The organism is Arthrobacter sp. UYP6 (assembly GCF_040547315.1).
Classification (GTDB): domain Bacteria; phylum Actinomycetota; class Actinomycetes; order Actinomycetales; family Micrococcaceae; genus Arthrobacter_B.
On sequence record NZ_JBEPPM010000001.1, the window covers coordinates 231,776 to 247,255 of the forward strand.

At 64.2% G+C, this 15,480-nt stretch carries 15 protein-coding genes; 4 read left to right on the forward strand and 11 right to left on the reverse strand.

The features are described 5' to 3' along the window. Positions 1 to 3: 3 nt before the first annotated feature. Positions 4 to 1,071: a polyprenyl synthetase family protein gene (locus ABIB35_RS01165; protein WP_354178175.1), complete on the reverse strand. Its 1,068-nt coding sequence runs from the start codon at positions 1,069 to 1,071 to the stop codon at positions 4 to 6. A gap of 35 nt (positions 1,072 to 1,106) precedes the next feature. Here ABIB35_RS01165 and idi point away from each other — a divergent pair, with 35 nt between their 5' ends. Next, positions 1,107 to 1,676, forward strand: a complete 570-nt coding sequence (gene idi, locus ABIB35_RS01170; protein ID WP_354178177.1) for an isopentenyl-diphosphate Delta-isomerase — start codon at positions 1,107 to 1,109, stop codon at positions 1,674 to 1,676. Here idi and ABIB35_RS01175 read toward each other — a convergent pair. Further along, positions 1,631 to 2,407 (reverse strand): glycosyltransferase family 2 protein, encoded by a 777-nt coding sequence (locus ABIB35_RS01175; RefSeq protein ID WP_354178178.1) that lies wholly within the window; start codon positions 2,405 to 2,407, stop codon positions 1,631 to 1,633. The two genes, idi and ABIB35_RS01175, sit on opposite strands and share 46 nt — an antisense overlap. 98 nt (positions 2,408 to 2,505) lie before the next feature. Between ABIB35_RS01175 and ABIB35_RS01180 the strand changes: the two genes are divergently transcribed. Then, positions 2,506 to 3,144, forward strand: coding sequence for a DUF2238 domain-containing protein (locus ABIB35_RS01180; RefSeq protein ID WP_354178180.1), 639 nt, complete (start codon positions 2,506 to 2,508; stop codon positions 3,142 to 3,144). A gap of 104 nt (positions 3,145 to 3,248) precedes the next feature. On the opposite strand, the gene ABIB35_RS01185 is transcribed toward ABIB35_RS01180, so the two are convergent. The 7 genes from ABIB35_RS01185 to exaC all read right to left on the reverse strand — a co-directional run bounded on the left by ABIB35_RS01185 (position 3,249) and on the right by exaC (position 9,438). Next, positions 3,249 to 4,433 (reverse strand): TerC family protein, encoded by a 1,185-nt coding sequence (locus tag ABIB35_RS01185; RefSeq protein ID WP_354178182.1) that lies wholly within the window; start codon positions 4,431 to 4,433, stop codon positions 3,249 to 3,251. Positions 4,434 to 4,634: 201 nt separating this feature from the next. Next, a complete protein-coding gene (locus ABIB35_RS01190) occupies positions 4,635 to 5,243 on the reverse strand; it encodes a nucleotidyltransferase family protein (protein WP_354178184.1) in 609 nt (202 codons plus the stop codon). Between the two features lie 5 nt (positions 5,244 to 5,248). Then, on the reverse strand, positions 5,249 to 5,554 hold the full coding sequence (locus tag ABIB35_RS01195; RefSeq protein WP_354178186.1) for a DUF4193 domain-containing protein: 306 nt from the start codon (positions 5,552 to 5,554) through the stop codon (positions 5,249 to 5,251). 279 nt (positions 5,555 to 5,833) lie between these two features. After that, complete coding sequence (locus ABIB35_RS01200) at positions 5,834 to 6,247, reverse strand: YtxH domain-containing protein (protein WP_354178187.1); 414 nt, start codon at positions 6,245 to 6,247, stop codon at positions 5,834 to 5,836. 164 nt (positions 6,248 to 6,411) lie between these two features. Then, positions 6,412 to 6,846 carry a DUF779 domain-containing protein gene (locus ABIB35_RS01205; protein ID WP_354178189.1) on the reverse strand — a complete coding sequence of 145 codons (435 nt, stop codon included), beginning with the start codon at positions 6,844 to 6,846 and terminating at the stop codon, positions 6,412 to 6,414. Further along, positions 6,846 to 7,865, reverse strand: a complete 1,020-nt coding sequence (gene adhP / locus ABIB35_RS01210; protein WP_354178190.1) for an alcohol dehydrogenase AdhP — start codon at positions 7,863 to 7,865, stop codon at positions 6,846 to 6,848. The genes ABIB35_RS01205 and adhP overlap by 1 nt, the downstream gene beginning before the upstream one ends. A gap of 49 nt (positions 7,866 to 7,914) precedes the next feature. Further along, positions 7,915 to 9,438 carry an acetaldehyde dehydrogenase ExaC gene (gene exaC, locus ABIB35_RS01215; RefSeq protein WP_354178192.1) on the reverse strand — a complete coding sequence of 508 codons (1,524 nt, stop codon included), beginning with the start codon at positions 9,436 to 9,438 and terminating at the stop codon, positions 7,915 to 7,917. A 169-nt stretch (positions 9,439 to 9,607) separates the two neighbouring features. Here exaC and ABIB35_RS01220 point away from each other — a divergent pair, with 169 nt between their 5' ends. After that, the gene (locus ABIB35_RS01220) at positions 9,608 to 11,260 is read left to right on the forward strand and encodes a DHA2 family efflux MFS transporter permease subunit (protein ID WP_354178194.1); all 1,653 of its coding nucleotides are present in this window, start codon (positions 9,608 to 9,610) and stop codon (positions 11,258 to 11,260) included. On the opposite strand, the gene ABIB35_RS01225 is transcribed toward ABIB35_RS01220, so the two are convergent. Then, positions 11,257 to 12,606 carry a GAF domain-containing protein gene (locus ABIB35_RS01225; RefSeq protein ID WP_354178196.1) on the reverse strand — a complete coding sequence of 450 codons (1,350 nt, stop codon included), beginning with the start codon at positions 12,604 to 12,606 and terminating at the stop codon, positions 11,257 to 11,259. The genes ABIB35_RS01220 and ABIB35_RS01225 overlap by 4 nt on opposite strands. A 155-nt stretch (positions 12,607 to 12,761) precedes the next feature. Beyond that, positions 12,762 to 14,183: an FAD-dependent oxidoreductase gene (locus tag ABIB35_RS01230; RefSeq protein ID WP_354178198.1), complete on the reverse strand. Its 1,422-nt coding sequence runs from the start codon at positions 14,181 to 14,183 to the stop codon at positions 12,762 to 12,764. 218 nt (positions 14,184 to 14,401) lie between these two features. Between ABIB35_RS01230 and rarD the strand changes: the two genes are divergently transcribed. Then, positions 14,402 to 15,427 carry an EamA family transporter RarD gene (gene rarD, locus ABIB35_RS01235; RefSeq protein WP_502915700.1) on the forward strand — a complete coding sequence of 342 codons (1,026 nt, stop codon included), beginning with the start codon at positions 14,402 to 14,404 and terminating at the stop codon, positions 15,425 to 15,427. The last annotated feature ends 53 nt before the right edge of the window (positions 15,428 to 15,480 follow it).

The following is a 15,480-nucleotide window of genomic DNA, read 5'->3' on the forward strand; positions in this document are numbered from 1 at the left end:
CACCTACCGTCCCCGGTTTACGGCACTGGCCACGATGCGTTCCAGCACCAGGCGTAACGACGGCGGGATGGACGGGCAGTCCAGGTGAGACCGGGCACGGTCCGCATACTCCTCCGCCAATGACCGGGCATAGTCACGGGCACCGGAACTGATCAACAGCTCCCGGGCACGGTCCGCTTCCTCGGCGGTGAGTTCCGGGCAGCCGATCAGGTGGGAGAGTTCATCCCAGGAATCCCCCTGGGCAGCGTGCGCGATCAGGACGGTGCGTTTGCCCTCCCGCAGATCACTGAGGTTCGATTTGCCGGTGGCGCTCTCCTTGCCGAAAACGCCCAGCAGATCGTCGACAAGCTGATAGGCAATCCCGGTGTCCCGGCCAAAATCGCCGAGCGTGGCCACAGCGTCGTCGTCCGCTCCGGCGAGCACGGCTCCGGCCTGCAGCGGCGCTTCGAAGGAATAGACTGCCGTTTTCAGCCGCTCCATGTCAAGGATTTCGGGGATCTGCGGAGCTCCCGGGGAGAAGGAAAAGTCGACGTCGATCAGCTCCCCGGCGGCGGAAGCGAAGACTGCCTCATCCAGGATCGCGGTCAGCCGAAGCCGGGTTTGCGGATCCGTGTCCACGGTATCCAGCATCCGGAACGCCCCCACCAGCGCCAGGTCGCCTGCGATGATCCCCACTGACATGCCCCGGTGGCGGGCTGATTCCGCCGTCTGCCCTGCGGTCTCGGCCAGGGAGCGGTAGGTGCCGGATACGTTGTCGTGTCCGCGCCTCATGAAGTCCAGGTCAATAACGTCATCGTGGACAATCAGCGCGGTGTGCAGCAGTTCAAAGGCTGCTCCCACCCGGGCCGCTGCCTCCGTATCGGTGCCGCCCAGGTGCTGGTAGGCAGTCATCAGGATGCCGGGCCGGACCCGTTTGCCGCCGGCCGTGGATTTTTCCAGAGTGTCCCAGAGGCTAAGGTAACTGGGACTGAGTTTGGCTGCACGAAGCTTGGCCTGACTGAAGAATGCTTGCAGGACACCTTCCACCTGCTCATGTCCGATGGCTGGGTCGAGCAGGGGTTCAGTCTCCATAGGTCCAGTAAACACGGTGAATATACGGAGGAGAAATGGCGCAACGCGGGGAACTCGTGGTTCTTGTGGATTCGGACGGCACGCCCGTCGGAACACAGGAGAAATCTACGGTCCACACCACTGATACGCCGTTGCATCTGGCGTTCTCCACGCATGTCTATAATCGCGCCGGTCAGCTGCTGGTGACGCGGCGTGCCTTGGAAAAACTGACCTGGCCGGGCGTGTGGACCAATTCTTTCTGCGGGCACCCCGGACCGGGCGAGGCCACCGAAGATGCAGTGGTGCGGCGGGCGGACCGGGAACTTGGGCTCACGCTGGACCCGGACCGACTGACACTAGCGCTGCCGGATTTCCGCTACCGGGCAGTGGACGCCTCCGGAATCGTGGAACACGAAATCTGCCCCGTCTACACGGCGGTAACAGACGTTGATCCCGTCCCGGCCGCGGACGAGGTTATGGACTGGCAGTGGGCGGATCCGCTGGCTCTGGCCGAATCCGTGCGACTGACTCCCTGGGCGTTCAGCCCCTGGCTGGTGCTGCAGCTGCCCCTGCTTTACCCTCAGGTGTTCGCGGCGCGCGATGCCTCAGTCCCGGCGCAGGCCTGAGAGTAACGGCGCGGCCAGCGCACCCACGGCGCCTCTGCGGGCCAGTGCGCCCACAGGGTATGAAAGGCCCGGCGGAAGCGGCGGATCACGTTCGCCGTTCCGATCAGCGCCCGGGGTGCCATACCCACCACGAGGGTCCGCTCGAAGCGGCAGCCGTAGCGCTGGCCCAGGTGCAGGCTCAGGCAGACGTCGTCGTGCATTTCCGGATCATCCCGGTGCACCTCTGAGCGAACCTGCCGCCACACGGAAGTGCGTACGGCCAGATTTGAGCCGAACAGGGGCAGATGTCCGAGGGCGAGGCCCATGGCCAGGTAATAGGACCCGAGATACAGGACGCTGAGCACGGCGCCGGCAGGTCGGCGAAAACCGTAGAAGGAGCCCGGGCCGGACAGCGCGCCGAGGCCGGAATCCGTAGCGAAGGATTCCGCTATCCGCTGAACCCAATCCGCCGGCAAAACACAGTCCGCGTCACACCGCGCAATGATGTCACCCGTGGCCGCGTCATAGCCTGCCGCGGCAGCTGCGGGGATTCCGGGCTGGGCCTCAAACACCACGCGGGCGCCAAACCGGCGGGCCACTGCGGCACTGGCATCGGTGCTGTTGTTGTCCACCACCACTATCTCGTGCGGGGCCAGGGACTGCGCCGTCAGGGAGGACAGGCAGGCCCGGAGCGCGGCTGCGTCATTCAGGCAGGGAATCACTACGCTGACTGAGGGAAGGACGGCAGACATGCAGGAAAGTCTAACCGGCGGTGCGTCTCCCCCCGGCCCTGGGGCGGATCGGGCACGGCTGCCTCCCGCCCCGAGGCACGCTGCGATACCGTAAATCCATGATCGACGCACTCCTCCGCCGTCCCGCAGGTACCGGAGAGTTCTTCGCTGATGCGGTGCGGCTTGCCTGTCTGTTCAGTCTGGTTGCAGCGCTCTTGTGGTACGGCCCCGTGGATGTTGCCCTGTTCCTGCTGGTACTGGGTGGGACCCTCGTTTCCCGCTCCCTGGAGATCTCCCGGCTCTACGACGGAATCTACTCACTGACCCTGCTGACGGCGGCGTGGAGCAGCACCCTGGATATATACGCGAAGGTCAGCTGGTGGGACCTGCCGGTTCACTTCGCCGCCACGGGCGTCATTGCCGCGATGACGTACTTCCTGCTCGCCCGCATGGGTGCCGTTCCGGTCCCGGGCTCGCACCCCGGCTCCAGCACAGACCGCGTGAGCATTCCTGTCCTGGTCTTCGCCCTGGGGCTCGCCGTGAGCGTGCTGTGGGAGCTGGCTGAATGGTGGGGAAATTACTTCGTGGATGCAACCATCAACGTCGGATATCAGGACACCATGGGCGATCTGGCCGCCGGCGGGCTGGGCGCCCTCCTGGCCGGCATCCTCGTGGGAAGAACCGTCTACCGGAGCGGCGCGGACTCGGGCCGGGTGTTTCGTTTGGGACAGCTGCTGCCGCGGCGTCTCCAGCGCTAAGCGCTGCCCGACGCCGTAGATCCGGACGCCGGCAGCGACGCCGACCGCACGCAAAGGGGCCGGCGTCGCTGATATGACGCCGGCCCCTTTACACAAAGGATTCCCTACGAGTTGATGTACTTCGCGTGCTCTTCGTGCGCGCGGGCCACCTCGGCGCGGATGTCCTCGATGTCCTTGACCTTGTCTCGGTACTTCTTGTCCATGGTGCCTATCTGCTGTTCTTCCTCGCAGAGGGCGGTGTAGATGCGCTCGCGTTCGCCCTCGTCCGAGGTGTAGGAGAGGTCCAGGTAGGCGTTGGCGTGGCGGCGGGCGTTGTTGACCGCGGTCTGGGCCTTGCCCGCGGGGCTGACGAGCGAGGCAATGATCGTAAACGCCAGGATGCCGATGATCACGCTCAGGGACAGACCGGTGCCGATCTCGACAACTTCCACGTGCTCGCCGTTGTTGATGAACCACAGTGTGTTTTCATGCAGTGCGTGCAGCACCAGCTTCACGCCGATGAAGGCGAGGATGGCGGCCAGGCCGTAGGAGAGGTAGATCAGGCGGTCCAGCAGGCCGTCAATCAGGAAGTAGAGCTGGCGCAGGCCCATCAGCGAGAACGCCGTTGCGGTGAAGACAATGAAGGTGCTCTGGGTCAGGCCGAAGATGGCGGGAATGGAGTCCAGTGCAAAGAGAATGTCGGTTCCGCCGATGGCCACCATGACCAGCAGCATGGGAGTGAGGACCTTCTTGCCGTTTTCAACGGTGAACAGCTTGTCGCCGTCGTAGTGGTCGGTGGTGGGCAGTACGCGCTTGGCGATCCGGATGATGAAGTTATTCGCTTCGTCCTTTTCGCCCTCGGGCTTGAGCAGGTTGCCGGCGGTAATCAGCAGGATCAGGCCGAAGAGGTAAAAGACCCAGGAGAAGGAGTTGATCAGGGCCGCGCCCAGGAAGATGAAGCCGGTTCGGGCAATCAGGGCAAAGACGATGCCGAAAAGCAGCACCTTCTGCTGGTCTTCACGGGGTACCCGGAAGCTGGCCATGATGATCAGGAAGACAAACAGGTTGTCCACCGAGAGGGCTTTTTCGGTGATGTAGCCGGCAAAGTACTCGGCACCGGCGGTGGCACCGCCAAAAACCAGCACCATAACACCGAAGATAACTGCCAGTCCCACGTAGATCGAAGACCAGACAGCAGCCTCTTTAAGCGTGGGAATGTGGGCCTTGCGGATGTGGAAGAAGTAGTCGAAGGCCAGCAGGCCCAGAATGACGGCAATCGTCACTCCCCAGATCAAGGGGGAAACAGTCATGGAAATCCGCTTTCGTAGGGTCGTCAAAGAACCATAGGTCTCTCCGGCGCCCCTGTGAATGGGTGCCCGCGGCATCCGGCTGGGGCGTCGGTGCCCAACGTGTTGACGGATAGCGGCGAGGTGGATACTCCCCTACGAAGGAATCAGTCTAGCGGGTTCTGAACCAATGCTGCCACTTGGCCTTTCGGAGCGGCTCCCGTGTCACCGGAGCAGGGGCAGGTCAGCCGGCGTATCCACGTCACGTCCGTCATCCAGGTCCGAACAGTCGACGACGTCGATCAGTGGCGTGTTGGCGTTCAGATAGGCTCTGGCTCCGGCGTCGTCCTTGGCCGTGCGCGCCGCTGCGGCGGCCAGATCCGGGTCAAAGATTAGGGGATGGCCGCGGCGAAGGGCGGCTGAACCCGGCTGCCGGTACCCGGCTACGGTGATGCGGCCGGGTTGATGGTGCCTGATCAGCCGGGTGACGACGGCGGCGGTGAGACCGGGCTGGTCGGCGAGGGCCACCAGCAATGCTGCCTCGGGATGGGAGGTAAGGGCGGCGCTGACGCCGCAGCTGAAGGATGATCCCATGCCGGTCTTCCATTCCGGGTTGACCACTGCACGGGCGGGGTCCAGCTGTGCCTGCGCCAGCACCTGGTCGGCCTGTGCGCCCAGGACTACGGTGAGGCTGGAGCAGCCGCCGCTGCGGAGCTCCGTAAGAAGGTGTTCGATCAGTGGCCTGTTTCGGAAAGGCAGCAGCGCTTTGGTGCCCAGTCCCAGACGGGTGCCCGCCCCGGCAGCCAGGACAAGGCCGGCTATCGGGGCAGACAAGGTTCTCAGCCTTCGCAGTCCTGGCAGTACTTCATGCCGTTCTTCTGAAGGGCAATCTGGGAGCGGTGCCGGACCAGGAAGCAGGAAGCACAGGTGAATTCATCGTCCTGCGCCGGAATCACCCGGACCAGGAGTTCTTCGCCGGAGAGATCCGCACCGGGCAGTTCAAAGTTCTCCGCGGCATCTGTTTCATCAACGTCCACCGCCGTGGCGGACGGGGTCACACTGCGCTGGGCCTGCAATTCTTCAAGCGAGGCGGTGGATGCACCGTCGTCCTCGGTCTTGCGCGGTGCGTCGTAATCTGTTGCCATCTTCTTTGGCTCACACTCCTATTTTCAGCTCATACTTCGGATCCGGCCTCGATCGTAACGGATGAGTGGCGCGCGTTCTGCTTCCGCAGGCAATAAACGGGACATATTCGCCGCAGGCCGAACCACGACGTCGTCCGGCCTGCGTTTGGGCACCGGTCAGCGCCCGCCCGTCCGGACAGCCCGAAGGGGCGTCCCGTTGCCGGAACGCCCCTTCGGGCTGTCAATGGAGATTGTCTGGCCGGCTTACCTGTTCATACTTTTGTTCACGCCGGTCAGAGGTTACTTCTTGGGTTCGGGCTGCACTTCAGCAGGCGTCATGGTGTGCTGTCCGCCGGAAGTGAAGGATCCGTTACCGGTGGCTGTGGTTCCGCTAGCCTCGGAGGCTGTTGGGGAAGACCCTGAGGTTCCGGGCTTGCCGCTGGTTCCGGTGCCGGAGCCCGTGGACGCACCCGGCCCCGAAGCAGGCTTTCCCGAATCCGAGGAGTGGGAAACCTTATCCTTGGCCGAGGAAGCCACCTCTGTCACTTTTTCCTGCAGGCCCGGAGCCTCCTCCTTGGCCCACTCGGTGCCGTGCGACACAGTGTCCTGAACCTTGGGGTCCTTCCAGAGTTCCATCAGCTTTTCGCGGCCGGCCTTGGAACCGACCAGGTAGCCCACGCCCACGCCGGCCAGAAATACGAACTTCTTAACCATGGTTCTCCTCAATCCCGCCCCCGTTGAGGGGCATAGCGAATACCGTCAGACACCGTTCTTTGCACACTACCGCCGGTGGCGGAAGAATCAACAGCAACCTTACTATGCCTGACCGCTGTTGTGCCCCTCCTCACCTGCGCACACCAGGAACCGGAGGCGTTTCACTAGGTATTCATCAGGCGGGAACGAATCAAAAACCGTTTCCCTTCCGGTGCTTCAACGGAAAAGCCGCTGCCGCGGCCGGGGACCACATCGACGGTTAGGTGCGTGTGCTTCCAGTAGTCGAATTGTTCCAGCGACATCCAAAAATCCAAGGGCTCCCCCGCTGTCAGCTCAAAGGTTCCCAGCAGCACATCCGCTTCAGAAGTGATGAAGTCTCCCGCCGGATAGCACATGGGCGATGAACCGTCGCAGCAACCCCCTGACTGATGGAACATCAGCGGTCCGTGCTGTTCGCGCAGCTGCAGCAGGAGCTCCTGCGCCGCAGGGGTCAATGCCACCCGGGAAAAGTTTTCCCCGGGCAGCGTGACACCGGCTTCCAGCACACCGGCCGGTGAACCGGCTACATGGTTCCGGTCTGTCTCCTGGTTGGAATCCATCAGTACTGAACAACCACCCGTCCGTCGACCTTGCCGTGCTCCAACTCATCCATTACGGCGTTGATCTCGTCGAGGTTCCGGGTGCTCACCTTCGGATGGATGAGGCCGCGGTCATAGAAATCGATGGCCTCGGCGAGGTCCTGCCGAGTGCCCACAATCGAGCCGCGGATAGTCAGCCCCTTGAGCACAATGTCGAAGATGGGTGCCGGAAAGTCTCCGGGAGGGAGGCCGTTGAAGACTATGGTGCCGCCCCGTCGGGCCATACCGATTGCCTGGCCGAACGCCGAGGGATGGACAGCGGTGACCAGCACGGCATGGGCGCCCCCGATCTTGGCCTGGATCGCTTCTACCGGATCCTCGTTGCGCGCATTAACCACCACTTCGGCACCGAATGATTTGGCCAGCTCCAGCTTGTCATCGGCAACATCCACCGCGGCAACCCGCAGCCCCATGGCTTTGGCGTACTGCACCGCAATATGGCCCAGCCCGCCAATGCCGGAGATCACCACCCATTGGCCGGGCCGCGCCTCGCTGACCTTCAATCCTTTGTAAACAGTCACCCCTGCACACAGCACCGGAGCGATCTCCACCGGGTCTGCGCCCTTGGGAATACGGGCGGCAAATTTGGCGTCAACCAGCATGTACTCGCCAAAGGATCCGTTCACCGAGTAGCCGCCGTTCTCCTGCTGCTCGCACAGCGTTTCCCACCCGGTGCGGCAGTACTCACAAACACCGCAGGCGGACCACAGCCACGCGTTGCCCACCATGTCTCCCACAGCGATATCCGTGACGCCCTCTCCCACGGAGACAACCTCACCCACACCTTCGTGGCCGGGGATGAAGGGAGGCGTGGGTTTCACGGGCCAGTCACCCTGGGCGGCGTGAAGATCGGTGTGGCAGACACCGGTAGTGACCAGCTTGACCAGCACCTGGCCCGGCCCGGGTTCCGGGACGGCCACTTCTTCCACTGACAGTTTCGCTCCGAGCGCGTTGACTACGGCTGCCTGCATATTTGCCATTCGGTCCTCATTCTTCTGGGTAGATGCGGATACTGGGCTGAACGTCGGCTTAGAAGAAGCCCTGTTTGTTTTCGGCATAGCTGACCAGCAGGTTCTTGGTCTGCTGGTAGTGGTCAAGCATCATGGCGTGGTTTTCGCGTCCGATGCCGGAGGACTTGTAGCCGCCGAAGGCTGCGTGTGCGGGGTAGGCGTGGTAGTTGTTCACCCACACCCGGCCGGCCTGGATGTCGCGGCCTGCCCGGTAGGCAATGTTGCCGTTCCGCGCCCAGACGCCGGCACCCAGGCCGTAAAGGGTGTCGTTGGCGATGGCCAGGGCCTCTCCGTAGTCGGAGAACCGGGTTACGGAAACCACGGGACCGAAGATCTCCTCCTGGAAGATGCGCATATTGTTGGTGCCTTCAAACACCGTGGGCTTCACATAGAATCCGCCGGCAAGGTCGCCGTCGAGGCTCAGCCGCTCGCCTCCGGTGAGGACCTTAGCGCCTTCCTGATGCGCAATGTCCATGTAGGAGAGGATCTTCTCCAGCTGGTCGTTGGAGGCCTGGGCGCCCACCATGGTGTTGGTGTCCAGCGGATTCCCCTGGATCATTTGCGCGGTGCGGGCCAGGGCGTCGGACATGAACGAGTCATAGATGGAGTCCTGGACCAGTGCACGGGAGGGGCAGGTGCACACTTCACCCTGGTTCAGGGCAAACATGTTGAAGCCTTCCAGCGCCTTGTCGTAGAACGCGTCGTCTTCCTGCGCAACGTCGGCAAAGAAGATGTTAGGGCTCTTGCCGCCCAGCTCCAGGGTGACGGGGATCAGGTTCTGCGAGGCGTACTGCATGATCAGCCGGCCGGTGGTGGTTTCACCGGTGAAAGCGATCTTGCGGATCCGCTTGGAGGACGCCAGCGGCTTGCCGGCCTCCACCCCGAATCCATTCACCACGTTGAGCACGCCGGCGGGCAGGATGTCCGCGATCAGCTCCATCAGCACCATGATCGAGGCCGGAGTCTGCTCGGCCGGTTTGAGCACAATGGCGTTGCCCGCGGCGAGCGCCGGGGCCAGCTTCCAGACGGCCATCAGGATGGGGAAGTTCCACGGAATGATCTGCCCCACCACGCCCAGCGGCTCATGGAAGTGGTAGGCAGTGGTGTTGTCGTCAATCTGGGAGAGTGTGCCCTCCTGCGCGCGGACCGCTCCGGCGAAGTAGCGGAAGTGGTCCACCGCCAGCGGCATGTCCGCGGCGAGGGTCTCACGGACGGGCTTGCCGTTGTCCCAGGTTTCGGCGACAGCGAGCAGCTCCAGGTTTTCCTCGATCCGGTCGGCGATCCGGTTTAGCACCTGCGCCCGCTCGGCCACGGAGGTCTTGCCCCACGACGGCGCCGCCTTGTGCGCCGCATCCAGGGCCAGGTCAATGTCCTCGGAGGTGCCGCGGGCAACCTCGCAGAAGACCTTTCCGGTGATCGGAGAAACATTCTCGAAGTAGCCGCCCTTGACCGGGGCCACCCATTCGCCGCCAATCCAGTTCTCGTATCGGGGCTTGAAGGAAAGTTTGGCACCCTCGGTGCCGGGCTGTGCGTAAACGGTCATGTCTGCTCCCTGAAGTCGTGACGTCGGTGTCTGACGTACCGAGCGTACGGAAGCGGACGTTGCACCAAGGTTGCATCGAACAAAAGGTGAACGCCGCAGCACTCCCCTGAAACAGCCGGCGGCCGTAATGTTGCCTGAGACAAGTATTCGTGGGCACTAAGGAACGCGCATGCACCAGCTCCCCAACACCGAAAACTCCGCTTCGGACCGCTATGTCCGCTACCGCTGGTGGGGGCTGGTGGCCATCAGCCTCGGTGTTGCCATCATCATCATGGATGCCACGATCGTGTCGGTATCCATCCCCTCGATCGTGGCGGATCTGGGTATTTCCAGTACCCAGATCCAGTGGGTCCAGGAAATCTACACCCTGCTTTTTGCCGCCCTGCTGCTGACCTGGGGGCGGATCGCGGACCGGGTGGGACGACGGCGGATCATGCTCACCGGCGTCGTCATTTTTATGGTGGCTAGCGTCCTGTGCGCGCTGGCCGGCAACGGCGGCCTGCTCATCGCCGGACGCGCGCTCCAGGGGCTTGGCGGGTCAATGATCCTACCCACCACCCTGGCGCTGCTCAATGCCAACTTCACCGGGCGCGAGCGTGGAATCGCTTTTGCCGTGTGGGGCTCAACCATCGGCGGCATGGCAGCCGTAGGCCCGCTGCTGGGCGGCTGGCTGACGGAGCATGCAAGCTGGCGCTGGGCCTTCGGCATCAACGTGCCCATTGGCATTCTGGTGACGGTGGGGCTGCTGCTCTTCGTGGCGGAGTCTTCGGAACCGGTCACCGGCGCGCTCCAGCGCCTGGACATTGTGGGGGCACTGCTGTCCATCCTGGGCTTCGGCACCCTGGTGTTCGGCCTGATCGAGGGCCGCAGCTACGGCTGGTGGAGCGCCGACGACGACGCACCGTTCAGTGTGGGCACCCTGTCACCGGTGCCGCTGGCCTTTATAGTTGCCGCTCTCTCGCTGACCGCCTTTGTCCTGTGGGAGCGCAAGCGAACCAACGAAGGCAAAGGCGTGATCCTGGACCTGTCCCTGTTCCGGATCCCTTCCTTCGCCAACGGCAACGTCACGGCTCTGATCGTGAGTTTCGGAGAGTTTGGCCTGATCCTGTCGCTGCCGCTGTGGTTCCAGAATGTGTTGGGCTACACCGCGTTCCAGGCCGGTCTGGCCCTGGTTCCCCTGGCCGCGGGGTCCTTCCTGGCCAGCGGCGGGGTGGCGGCACTTTCACGCCGGCTCTCCCCCATTCTGGTGGTCCGGATTGGACTGGGCCTGGAAATTGTGGCCATTGCCTCGCTGGCACTGCTGCTGCGCCCGGACAGCACGGCGTGGCTGACCTCGCCGATCCTGCTGGTGTACGGCATGGGCGTAGGTCTGGCCACCGCACAGCTCACGTCGGTGGTTCTGGCCGAGGTGCCGGTGGAGCGCAGCGGGCAGGGATCCGCGACGCAGAGCACGGCGCGGCAGACCGGTTCCGCGCTGGGCATCGCTGTCCTAGGCACGGCATTTTTCACTACCCTGAAACAGGGCACCGAGTCCCGGCTTGCCGACGATGTGGGGGCCAATCCCCTGCTGGCACCGCTGGTGGATTCGGTGAACGCCAGTTCCGGCGGCAGCATCGCAGCGCTGGCCGCGGATCCGCAGACGGCCCCTATTGCCGATGCCGCCCGGGCAGCCATGACCGACGGCGCGTCCCTGGCCGGGTGGATTGCCGCCGCAGCGCTGCTGATCGGGCTGCTGACCAGTCTGCGGATCCGTCCGGTCACCGGGCCACAGGCCGAACCACAGGCCGGGCGGCAGGCCGAACCACAGCAGGACGGTTCCTAGCCCAGCTCGCGTTCCAACCGCTCCAGATGGGCCACCACAGCCGTCCGGCGGGGCGAGCGCAGCGGCAGCAGCCGCAGCGCCAGGGCCCAGGCCTCGACGTCGTTCCGGGCTTCCGGCAGCGCAAGGTAGGCCAGCAGCGAGTCGGAGCCGGCATCGGAAAGCATGGCCTCGCGAAGAACCATGCTCACCTCGCTCCGCAGCGCGGTAATGGCCGGAGCCTCGGAGCGTGGCAGGACCGGCCCCCGGTACAGGCCCAGGGCCAGCTGGTAGGCCCCCTGTTCCAGGTAGCCGAGCACCTGGCGGGCATCGATCACAAGTTCGTGCGGCAGCCGGTAAGGGCGGGACTGCGGGACCAGATGCGGTCCCGGCGCACCCTCGCTGTGCTTTCCCAGCAGATTGCGCAGCCGCAGCATTTCGGCGCGGACAGTGCTCACCGAGGCACTTTCGGGATAGACCATGACCAGGAGCTCGTCGGCGGTCAGGCCCTCGGGATGCAGGGCCAGGAGGGTGAGCAGCTCAGCGTGCCGGATACTCAGGGCCGCCGTCCGGCCCCCAACAATGACCTGCGCCTGGTCCCGGCCAAGAATCTGCAGGCTGTCCGGGCGCAGGAGGAGCGGCCGCGCCGAACGCGGGGACTGCCCCGGGAACTGCAGCCGCCGGCGCCTGGTCCGGCCCGCGTTCTGCAGCCGTTCCACCCGCAGCTGGGTTTCGGCCGCCGCCACCGTCGCCTCCACCAGGGCCAGGGTGTGTGCGGCCACAGCTTGTTCCCTGCCGGTAATGTCCACAACTCCGATCAGAGTCCCGGTATCCGGGTCGCGGACTGGCACCGCCGTGCAGCTCCAGGAATGGACCTGCCTGCTGAAGTGCTCGGCCCCGGATATCTGGACGCTGCGTCCGGAGGCCAGCGCCGTGCCGGGGGCGCTGGTGCCGATGGAGTGTTCGGACCAGTCCGTGCCGGGGATGAAGAGCATGTCCTCCGCCCGGCGGCGCAGTTCGTCGTCGCCGTCCACCCACAGCAGCCGGCCCAGCTCATCACCCACCGCCACAAGGAGCCCGCTGTCCGTTCCCGGACGGACCAGCAGCTGCCGGATGACCGGCATGATCACCGCAAGGGGATGCGCATTGCGGTAGTCGGCCAGTTCCGAGCCGGTGAACACCAGCTGGGGCACCGCTTTGTCCGGGTCCGTACGGTGCCGCAGCGAGCGCTGCCAGGATTCCCGGACCGGCGCCCTGAGCCAGCGGCTCAGGCCGTCCGGCGAGCCCAGGAGCTCATGGGCATGGAAGGCGTCGCGCTGCAGGGTGGCCGCCGTGCGCCGCGGCGGTACGCGAATGTCCTGATTGTGCACTGCCCCGACCTATCCACGCTGATAAGGAGACCGCTGATGAGGAGAGAACTGACGTGACCGGCGTAATGCCGGACTGTCCGCTCAGTCTACTCATGCAGGTTCCCTTCCTTCCATGGGTCAGTCACCTGATCTGCGGCCGGGGCAGGAGGCTCCGCTTACTGCCCGCGGGCGATCCGGACCATCTCGGCGCGGTCCACAACCTTCACGCGTTCGCGCACCAGCTCACCCGTTGCGGGATCCGGATGGATGTAGGAAGCGCCCAGGCTCTTCTCATAAGCATCCAGCTTCAGCCAGCCCTCCCAGGTGGTGTACTCAACCCCGCGGTCTTCGAGCAGCTTGATGATGGAATCCTCGTCCGGCTCTTCGGCGGCCGGAAGGTTCAACCGGTCCTCAAGCAGGAAGCCGATGGTTTCCAGGGCATCGCCCTTGGTGTGTCCGATCAGGCCCACCGGGCCGCGCTTGATCCAGCCGGTGGTGTAGATGCCGGGCACGGGGGTCCCGGATTCATCGATGACACGGCCGCCGTCGTTCGGGATGACACCGCGGCGGGAGTCGAAGCCCACCTCCGGCAGCTCCGAACCGAAGTAGCCAATGGCACGGTAGACGGCCTGCACCGGGTAGTCCACAATCTCGCCGGTGCCGCGGGCGTTGCCGGTTCCGTCCAGTTCATTGCGCTCAAACTTCATGCCGGCCACCTTGCCGGGGTTGGCCGGGTCCTCGTAAATCTCCACCGGGCTGTGCAGGAAGTGCAGGTGCAGGCGGCGGGAGGCACCGGTGTCCTGCTCCTCGACCAGCCAGTTGGTCAGCGTGTTGACCATGGTCTTGGTCTGGTTGTTGCTGCGGATCTGCTCGTCGGAGCCTTCGTCGAATTCGAAGTCCTCCGGGTAAAGCACAATATCCACGTCGCGGGAGTGCGAGAGCTCGCGCAGTTCCAGCGGGGTGAACTTCACTTGGGCCGGGCCTCGGCGGCCAAAGATGTGGACGTCAGTGACGGGGGACTTCTTCAGGCCCTCATAGACGTTGTCCGGAATCTCGGTGGTGAGCAGGTCATCGGCATGCTTGGAGAGGATACGCGCCACGTCCAAGGCCACGTTACCGTTGCCGATGACAGCCACTTCTTTGGCGTCCAGCGGCCATTCGCGTGACACGTCGGGGTGGCCGTCATACCAGGACACGAAGTCGGCGCCGCCGAAGGAACCCTCCAGCTCAACGCCGGGAATGCTCATATCAGCGTCCTTGATGGCGCCCGTAGCGAAGATGATGGCGTCATAGAAGTGCCGGAAATCGGTGAGCGTCAGGTCCTTGCCATAGTGCACGTTCCCCAGGAAACGGATGTCGCCGCGGTCCATCACCTTGTGCAGGGCATTGACGATGCCCTTGATCCGCGGGTGGTCCGGAGCCACGCCGTAGCGGATCAGGCCGTAGGGAGCAGGATACTTATCAAAGAGGTCGATGCTGACCTCGAAGTCCCGTTCAGCTTTGGTGAGGATATCTGCGGCATACACACCGGCGGGTCCAGCGCCGATAATGGCGACTCGCATGGGGCGCTGCGACCGGTCCGCGGCTGAATTAGACACTGATAGTCCTTTGTCTCGGGGGGAACCTCGTGCGGAATAACGCACAGTTTCCTATTCTAAATGCCTAGTACGACGGCGTCTAAACGGTTCGGTGCGAACGCCGCCACGGATGGCCCGGCAGCCCGGACTGCTCCCATGCTGTGACGGCGTCCTTCAGCGGTGCCGGATGAGACCGTGCGACAAGAGGCTGCGGGAATATGCGGCGGCACCGCAATGTTGTGGATCACGTGTCTTCATCCAACGGAACAGGCGCCCAGCGCTCCGCATCCTTATCCGAGTCCGCCCGTTCCTCCCCTGGGCCGCAGCTGGCGCCCACGGCAACCTCCGGGCGCAGCGAGAATACAACCGGCATCCTTTTTGGTGCCGGCGCCTACGTGCTGTGGGGTTTGCTGCCTCTCTACTTCATCCTGCTGGTTCCGGCTGGAGCAGTGGAGATTGTTGCCTCACGCATCGTGTTCTCACTGGTGTTCTGCGTTGCATTGCTCACCGTCCTGCGGTCGTGGAAGGCCACTGCCGTGGCTGCCCGAGATCTCCGGCTCGTGGGCACGCTTGCCGGCGCTGCGGTCCTCATTGCCGTCAACTGGCTCACCTACGCCTGGGCTGTCCTGAACGAACACGCGGTGGAAGCCGCGCTGGGCTACTTCATCAATCCCCTCGTCTCAGTGCTGCTGGGCGTGATTGTGCTCAAGGAGAAGCTTCGGCCGCTGCAGTGGGTGGCGATGGCCGTGGGTTTCATCGCCGTCCTCGTCCTGGCCCTGGCCTACGGCACCGTTCCCTGGGTGGCGCTGGGCCTCGCCTTCAGCTTCGGCCTGTACGGGCTGGTCAAGAAGGGTGTGGGTGGAAAAGTGGATGCGGTCTCCAGCCTCACCATTGAAACCGCTGCCCTCACTCCCCTAGCCCTCGGCGTCCTGATCTGGTTCTCCCTCAGCGGTAACGCCACCATCCTCGACAACGGCCCGGCGCACTTCTGGCTTCTTGTTGCCTCCGGCGTGATTACGGCTGTTCCGCTGATCTTCTTCGGCGCCGCAACGCGCCGGCTGCCTCTCTCCACGGTGGGAATGCTCCAATATCTGGCACCGACGCTGCAGTTCATCATTGCCCTGGCGGTCTTCAAGGAGAGCATGCCCACGGAGCGCTGGGCCGGGTTTGGCTTGATCTGGCTGGCGCTGGTGATCCTGACGGTGGACATGATGGGCGGCCCGCGCCGAAACCGGATCCTCCGCGCGGCAACAACGGCTGCCTGAGGGGCACTGCCTGCCGGCCTCAAGCGGGAACGAAAAAGCCTCCGCGGCCCATG

Coding starts and splice junctions, on each gene's coding strand:
- ABIB35_RS01200 (WP_354178187.1), bottom strand. CDS start 6,247: ATGGTTAAGAAGTTCGTATTTCTGGCCGGCGTGGGCGTGGGCTACCTG.
- ABIB35_RS01195 (WP_354178186.1), bottom strand. CDS start 5,554: ATGGCAACAGATTACGACGCACCGCGCAAGACCGAGGACGACGGTGCA.
- ABIB35_RS01175 (WP_354178178.1), bottom strand. CDS start 2,407: ATGTCTGCCGTCCTTCCCTCAGTCAGCGTAGTGATTCCCTGCCTGAAT.
- ABIB35_RS01205 (WP_354178189.1), bottom strand. CDS start 6,846: ATGGATTCCAACCAGGAGACAGACCGGAACCATGTAGCCGGTTCACCG.
- adhP (WP_354178190.1), bottom strand. CDS start 7,865: ATGGCAAATATGCAGGCAGCCGTAGTCAACGCGCTCGGAGCGAAACTG.
- ABIB35_RS01220 (WP_354178194.1), top strand. CDS start 9,608: ATGCACCAGCTCCCCAACACCGAAAACTCCGCTTCGGACCGCTATGTC.
- idi (WP_354178177.1), top strand. CDS start 1,107: ATGGCGCAACGCGGGGAACTCGTGGTTCTTGTGGATTCGGACGGCACG.
- exaC (WP_354178192.1), bottom strand. CDS start 9,438: ATGACCGTTTACGCACAGCCCGGCACCGAGGGTGCCAAACTTTCCTTC.
- ABIB35_RS01180 (WP_354178180.1), top strand. CDS start 2,506: ATGATCGACGCACTCCTCCGCCGTCCCGCAGGTACCGGAGAGTTCTTC.
- ABIB35_RS01185 (WP_354178182.1), bottom strand. CDS start 4,433: ATGACTGTTTCCCCCTTGATCTGGGGAGTGACGATTGCCGTCATTCTG.
- ABIB35_RS01165 (WP_354178175.1), bottom strand. CDS start 1,071: ATGGAGACTGAACCCCTGCTCGACCCAGCCATCGGACATGAGCAGGTG.